Annotated in this window: 5 protein-coding genes and 1 pseudogene; 2 read left to right on the top strand and 4 right to left on the bottom strand. The window is 66.8% G+C overall.

Annotation, left to right across the window (positions count from 1 at the left end; all coding sequences use genetic code 11):
- Window positions 1-415 (bottom strand): annotated as a pseudogene (locus QZZ33_RS09230) (5-methyltetrahydropteroyltriglutamate--homocysteine S-methyltransferase); the annotation flags it as partial.
- 119 nt (window positions 416-534) lie between these two features.
- Window positions 535-963: an OsmC family protein gene (locus QZZ33_RS09225; protein WP_291379615.1), complete on the bottom strand. Its 429-nt coding sequence runs from the start codon at window positions 961-963 to the stop codon at window positions 535-537.
- Window positions 964-1,156: 193 nt separating this feature from the next.
- Between QZZ33_RS09225 and QZZ33_RS09220 the strand changes: the two genes are divergently transcribed.
- Window positions 1,157-2,821 (top strand): fibronectin type III domain-containing protein, encoded by a 1,665-nt coding sequence (locus QZZ33_RS09220; RefSeq protein WP_291379613.1) that lies wholly within the window; start codon window positions 1,157-1,159, stop codon window positions 2,819-2,821.
- 199 nt (window positions 2,822-3,020) lie between these two features.
- Here QZZ33_RS09220 and QZZ33_RS09215 read toward each other — a convergent pair whose 3' ends face one another.
- On the bottom strand, window positions 3,021-3,899 hold the full coding sequence (locus QZZ33_RS09215; protein ID WP_291379611.1) for a methylenetetrahydrofolate reductase: 879 nt from the start codon (window positions 3,897-3,899) through the stop codon (window positions 3,021-3,023).
- 117 nt (window positions 3,900-4,016) lie between these two features.
- Here QZZ33_RS09215 and QZZ33_RS09210 point away from each other — a divergent pair, with 117 nt between their 5' ends.
- Window positions 4,017-4,583 carry a DNA-3-methyladenine glycosylase I gene (locus QZZ33_RS09210; RefSeq protein WP_291379610.1) on the top strand — a complete coding sequence of 189 codons (567 nt, stop codon included), beginning with the start codon at window positions 4,017-4,019 and terminating at the stop codon, window positions 4,581-4,583.
- A 14-nt stretch (window positions 4,584-4,597) separates the two neighbouring features.
- Here QZZ33_RS09210 and QZZ33_RS09205 read toward each other — a convergent pair whose 3' ends face one another.
- Window positions 4,598-5,557, bottom strand: coding sequence for a DUF808 domain-containing protein (locus QZZ33_RS09205; RefSeq protein ID WP_291379609.1), 960 nt, complete (start codon window positions 5,555-5,557; stop codon window positions 4,598-4,600).
- Between the last annotated feature and the right edge of the window lie 307 nt (window positions 5,558-5,864).

The raw sequence follows: 5,864 nt of genomic DNA, 5'->3' as shown, positions 1-5,864 counted from the left end.
TCTCCGGAACCAGGTAGTGGTAGTTCGAGTCGAACCACTTGGTCATCTCGAGCGGAGCCTTGTCACCCTCGCCGCGCGCGATGGTCGAATAGGCGGCCAGGTCGACAGAGCCGTCGTCGCCACGCAGGTCCGCGAAGCGCTTGGGGATGGCTCCGAAGGTCACCGCGGCATCGAGCATGTGGTCATAGAACGAGAAGTTCGAGGGGATGGCGCTCGTGGTGGCGCCCAGGCCAAGGGCCGCGAGTCGCTCACGCGTGACGGCGCGCAACTGTGCTGCGGAGGCCTCGAGATCGGCTTCGGTAGAGGCGCCCTTCCAGAAGGACTCGAGTGCCTTCTTCAGCTCGCGATTCGCGCCGATGCGCGGGTAGCCAAGGATGGTGCCGGTGGGAAAGGGCGCGGGGGTGACGTCAGACATGGTTCCTCAAATGGGTGCATGCGCGGCGGGCTCGCCATTGCGCTTGGTCGACGCCCGTACCGGCGCCGAGACAGCGCCGCACAGTCTAGCGGGCGCGCACGGTGCGGGCCAATGCGGGCCTAGCCCCGCTCGACGATCGTGACGGGGCTGGGCGCCTCAAGCGTCCGAGACACGGTGCAGAGTTTGTCATGTGAAGCCTTCAACGCCGACGCTACGCGTGCCCTCGCCTTGTCGCCGTCCTCTCCCGCTGGGAAAGCGAGATCGAACAACACCTCGATGTTTTCGAGGATGTTGCCAGCCTCATCGTCGCGCACTTGATCCGCGCGGGCGGTCACTTCGAAACGATCGGGCTCGGCGCGACGCGTCGTCATCATGTCCACGTCGATGCTTGAGCAGCCAGCCAAGGCGGCGAGGAGCAGCTCGACGGGACCGAGCAGGCCGTCGCCACGCCCAAATTGAAGCGTCGCGCCCGCCTCGTTGGTGGCGGTGTAGACGCCGAGCGCGTCGCGCGTAAGCGTCACTGAACGGGGAGAGATGTCGCGTGCCATGGCACCCATGGTGGCACGGCGAGTGGAGCGCGATGGGCCGGGACAGCCGTCGGGCTCGTCGGGACAGAAGTCCCTTGACAAGGGGTTGCCCTGGTACAACGGCAATTGTAGGGTGTGGTCCGTGAACCCCGCTCTGGAAGCACCCCTCTTTGGGGACGCATTGGCAAGCCTGGCGACTCCCCTACGTGCCCGCGTGGCTAGAGCCGCCAAGATGATCGCTTTCATCACGGCCGTGACAGCCGCATTCATCGGGACGGCGGCGCCCCCCGCGTTCGCCGCGGCGCCCGACGCCCCCACTGGCGTGACAGCCACCGCTGGCGAGTCGTCGGTGTGGGTGACCTGGGCGGCGCCGGCATCGGACGGTGGCAGCCCCATCACCGGGTACACCGTGACGGTGAACGACGGCGCGACCACGGTCGCCACCGTGACCTCCGGGCCTGCGACCACTGGTCGCACCGTCGGCAACCTGGCCAACGGCACCGACTACGCGGTGACGGTCACCGCGACCAATGCCGACGGCACCTCAGCGAGTTCAACTGCCGTGCCAGTGACACCCGTGGATGTACCCAGTCCCAATACGGTGACCGCCACCATTAGTGTTGGCGACGCTCCGCGGGACGCCGCCGTCAGCCCCGACGGCACCACCGCCTACACCGCCAACTTCTCTGCCGACACGGTGTCAGTGATCGACACCACCACCCACACCGTCACCACCACCATCCCCGTCGGCAACGGCCCGTTGTCGGTGGCCGTCAGCCCCGACGGCACCACCGCCTACGCCGCCAACATCTTGGCCAACACCGTCTCGATAATCGACACCGCCACGAACACGGTCACCGACACCATCGCCCTCGGCAACAGCCCGCTGTCGGTGACCGTCAGCCCCGACGGCACCACCGCCTACACCGCCAACTTCTCTGCCGACACGGTGTCAGTGATCGACACCACCACCCACACCGTCACCACCACCATCCCCGTCGGCAACTCCCCGCAGTCCGTGACCGTCAGCCCCGACGGCACCACCGCCTACACCGCCAACTTCTCTGCCGACACGGTGTCAGTGATCGACACCACCACCCACACCGTCACCACCACCATCCCCGTCGGCAACTCCCCGCAGTCCGTGACCGTCAGCCCCGACGGCACCACCGCCTACACCGCCAACTTCTCTGCCGACACGGTGTCAGTGATCGACACCACCACCCACACCGTCACCACCACCATCCCCGTCGGCGATACCCCATACTCCGTGACCGTCAGCCCCGACGGCACCACCGCCTACGTCACCAACTTCCTCGACAACACCGTCTCGGTGATCGACACCACCACCCACACCGTCACCACCACCATCCCCGTCGGCGATACCCCATACTCCGTGACCGTCAGCCCCGACGGCACCACCGCCTACGTCACCAACTACCTCGACGACTCCGTGTCTGTGATCACGTACCTTGGCGCACCCGACGCCCCCGCTGCCGTGACCGCCACCGGGGGTGAGTCGTCGGTGCGGGTGACCTGGGCGGCGCCAGCATCGGACGGTGGCAGCCCCATCACCGGGTACACCGTCGAGTACAGGGTCTCAGGCACCGGCGCGTGGAGCTCTCTGTCTGCAGGAACCGCTACCTCGGCGAACGTGACTGGCCTCACCAACGGCACGAGCTATGAGTTCCGCGTGATTGCGTCCAACGCGGTTGGTGTCGGAGCGGCGTCGGCGGTGGTGTCCGCAACGGCCGGGATCGGGGGCAACCTGGCCAACACCGGGTTCACGTCCGCTGTGCCCGGGGTCCTCGCCCTCCTTCTGATCGCGCTCGGAGCCACCTTCATCTCGGTCAACCGACGTCGCCCCACCCCGCACTAGGCTCAGCGCTGCGTGATGGAGGCTCAGCCACCACGGAGTTGCGAGTGGCGGAACGCCCATCCGCGCGCTGGCTCACCGCTCGCCTGACCTAAGTCACAGCCTCAGCCGTGCTCGCGGCCCGCCAGACGGAATGAGCAGGGCCCGCCGCTGGCAGGCTGTGACTTCGGTCAGGCCGCACGTGGAATGACGCGGCCGGAAGTTACCGCAGACCCAGCGCTTCCACAAGCGCAAGCGCTGCCTCGTGCTTGTTGAAGGTGATGATGTGGATTCCGGGCGCCCCAGCCTCGACCAGGTCGGCCGATAGTTGCGCCGCGTGGGCCACTCCTGCCGCGAGCGCCGCCGCATCGTCCTCGGCCGCCTCGAGGGCCGCCACCAACTCGCCAGGGGTGGGGACTCCCGTGAGCTCCGCCGCGCGGTAGGCGCGCCTCACGGACACGAGCGGCATCACCTCCGGAACGATCGGCAGGCCGATGCCCTCTGCGGCGGCATCCCGCACGAGCGCCTCATAGTGGGCCACCTCATAGAACACCTGGGTGATGGCGAAGTCCGCACCAGCGTCTTGCTTGGCGCGCAACACGTCGAGGCCCTGCTGGCGCCACTGGTCGAGCGCGTGTTGGGCGGGGAATGCGGTAACGCCGATGCTGATGTCGATGCCGTGCGCTGCCGCGACCTCGCGCAACAGTGCGACCAGTTCGGAGGCGTACAGCAGCCCGTCAGGGTGCGGACTCCAGTCGACTTGTCCCTTGGGTGGGTCGCCGCGCAGCGCCAGGAAGTCCTGCACGCCCTCTCCCAAGTACTCCTCGATCACGGCCACAAGCTCCGCCCGGCTCTGATCGACGCAGGTGAGGTGAGCAAGCGGCGGAATGGTGTGCGCCTCGGCCAGGCGCTGCACCACGCCGCGGCTGGTCGAGCGCGTGGAACCCGAGGCGCCGTACGTAATCGACACGAAGTCAGGCCGCGTGCTCGCGAGCACCTCCATGGTGGCCTCGAGCGTCGCCTCGGCCGCGGGGCTGCGGGGCGGAAAGAGCTCGTACGACAGCGTCGTGTGCTGTGAGGCGAGAAGGTCACGGATCGTCATGGCGTGGCAAGACTAGCGCGAGCACGCAGCGTCGTGCCCAGGCAGGCGCGGGGGGCGCTGTCCCCCACACCGCGCCTCGGGGTGCCGAGCGTCGGTCCCTCCCGCCAGACTGGAGTCATGATCACGGAACCGAACGACCTCACCCGCTGCTTTGGCAACGGAGACCCGCTGTACGAGGAGTATCACGACTCCGAATGGGGGGTGCCCGTCCACGGCGACGCTGCCTTGTACGAACGCATCGTGCTCGAGGGAATGCAGTCCGGGCTGTCGTGGCTGACCATCCTGCGCAAGCGCGACAACTTCCGCGCCGCCTTCTGCGGATTCGAGCCGGCCGCCGTCGCGGCCTTTGGGGACGACGACGTGGAACGACTGCTCGCCGACGCTGGCATCGTGCGCAACCGCCTCAAGATCAACGCCGCCATCACCAACGCACGGGCCGTGGTCGCGCTTCAGGAAGCCGGCGGATCGCTCGACGAACTGTTCTGGTCGCACGCCCCCGCCGCACGGGAAACCCGTCCGCGCGGCTGGGAGGACGTGCCCGCTTACTCCGCAGAATCGGCGGCGCTCACCAAGGAACTTAAGAAGGCAGGGTTCGTCTTCGTGGGACCGACCACCATGTACGCCGCGATGCAGGCGTGCGGCCTGGTGGACGATCACATTGAGGGGTGCGTCGCGACGCGCTAGGCCCTCCGTGCGGGTCAGTGGGCGTCCACGGCGTCGGCGCGATTCCTCCGCAGGCGCTGCACCAAGTGAAACACCGTGACGACAACCGAGCCGACGAGCGCGCCCACCATCGCGGAGGCAAGCGTGTTCGCGAGCCATCCCAAGAAGCCGCCGATGCCGGCGATGTCATGCACGGCCTCCTCGGCGCTGTGGACGAGTTCGTAGGGCGCTACCCAACCCAACTCGTCCAGTCCGACGAGCAGGATGTGCCCTCCGACCCACAACATGGCGATGATCCCCACCGTGGACAGCACCGCGAGGAACTTGGGCATCGCGAGGACGAGCGCTCGACCGAAGGCTGCGGACGCCCCGGTCCGCTTCTCCGCCAAATACAGCCCCACGTCATCCATCTTCACGATGAGCGCGACAACGCCGTACACGATGGCTGTAATGACGACAGCCACCACCGCAAGAATGATGGCCCTCGACACCAGTGGCTCGTCCGCGACTTCGTTGAGCGCGATCACCATGATCTCTGTGGAGAGGATGAAGTCGGTGCGAATCGCGCTGGCCACCATCGTCTTCTCCACGTCGACGCCTTGGACCGCCGCTGGTACCTCGCGCTTGTCCTTGGCGTGACCGGTGACCAGTTCGTAGAGCTTCTCCGCACCCTCGAAGGCGAGATACGTGCCACCCACCATCAGTATGGGCGTGAGGAGCCACGGGAGAAACTGGCTGAGAAGCAGCGCGGCGGGAAGGATGAACACCAACTTGTTGCGCAAAGAACCGATCGCGATCCGCCGGACGATGGGCAACTCGCGCGCCGACGTGAAGCCGTGGAGGTAACGGGGCGTCACCGCGGTGTCGTCGATCACCACACCGGCAGCCTTGACACTCGCGCGGCTCGCCGCGACCCCGATGTCGTCGACGGACGCCGCGGCAAGCTTCGCGAGCGCTGCGATGTCATCGAGCAACGCCACTAGACCGCCAGCCATGAGTCCTCCTCGATCACCAGTTGAAGCACAAGGCTATGCGAATGCGGCGTGCCGCTCTACGCGAAGTGGCCATGTGCGCGTGGCCTCCAAGCACCTCCACATCGAAAATTGATCCGCCGTGCTGTCCCGTCTTCACTTGAGGTCCGCACACTGATCGGATCTAGACGGTGCGCGCATGAGCGCCATGATGTGGAGGTAATCGAGATGTCACTGAAAAGTCTGTCCACGAAGTTGTACCTGGGGATCGCCGTGGCCGCGTTGGTCATGTGGGTCGCGGGCGTTTCGGGCGGAACGATCCTGACCCTGG

It is taken from the genome of Demequina sp. (genome assembly GCF_016278775.1).
In the GTDB taxonomy this organism is placed as follows: domain Bacteria; phylum Actinomycetota; class Actinomycetes; order Actinomycetales; family Demequinaceae; genus Demequina.
The sequence above is the reverse complement of the archived record's forward strand: the minus strand, read 5'-3'. Positions and strand labels throughout refer to the sequence as shown.

What these genes read in the sequence shown, in the direction of transcription:
- QZZ33_RS09225 (WP_291379615.1), bottom strand. Translation starts at nt 963, where the DNA reads ATGGCACGCGACATCTCTCCCCGTTCAGTGACGCTTACGCGCGACGCG.
- QZZ33_RS09215 (WP_291379611.1), bottom strand. Translation starts at nt 3,899, where the DNA reads ATGACGATCCGTGACCTTCTCGCCTCACAGCACACGACGCTGTCGTAC.
- QZZ33_RS09210 (WP_291379610.1), top strand. Translation starts at nt 4,017, where the DNA reads ATGATCACGGAACCGAACGACCTCACCCGCTGCTTTGGCAACGGAGAC.
- QZZ33_RS09205 (WP_291379609.1), bottom strand. Translation starts at nt 5,557, where the DNA reads ATGGCTGGCGGTCTAGTGGCGTTGCTCGATGACATCGCAGCGCTCGCG.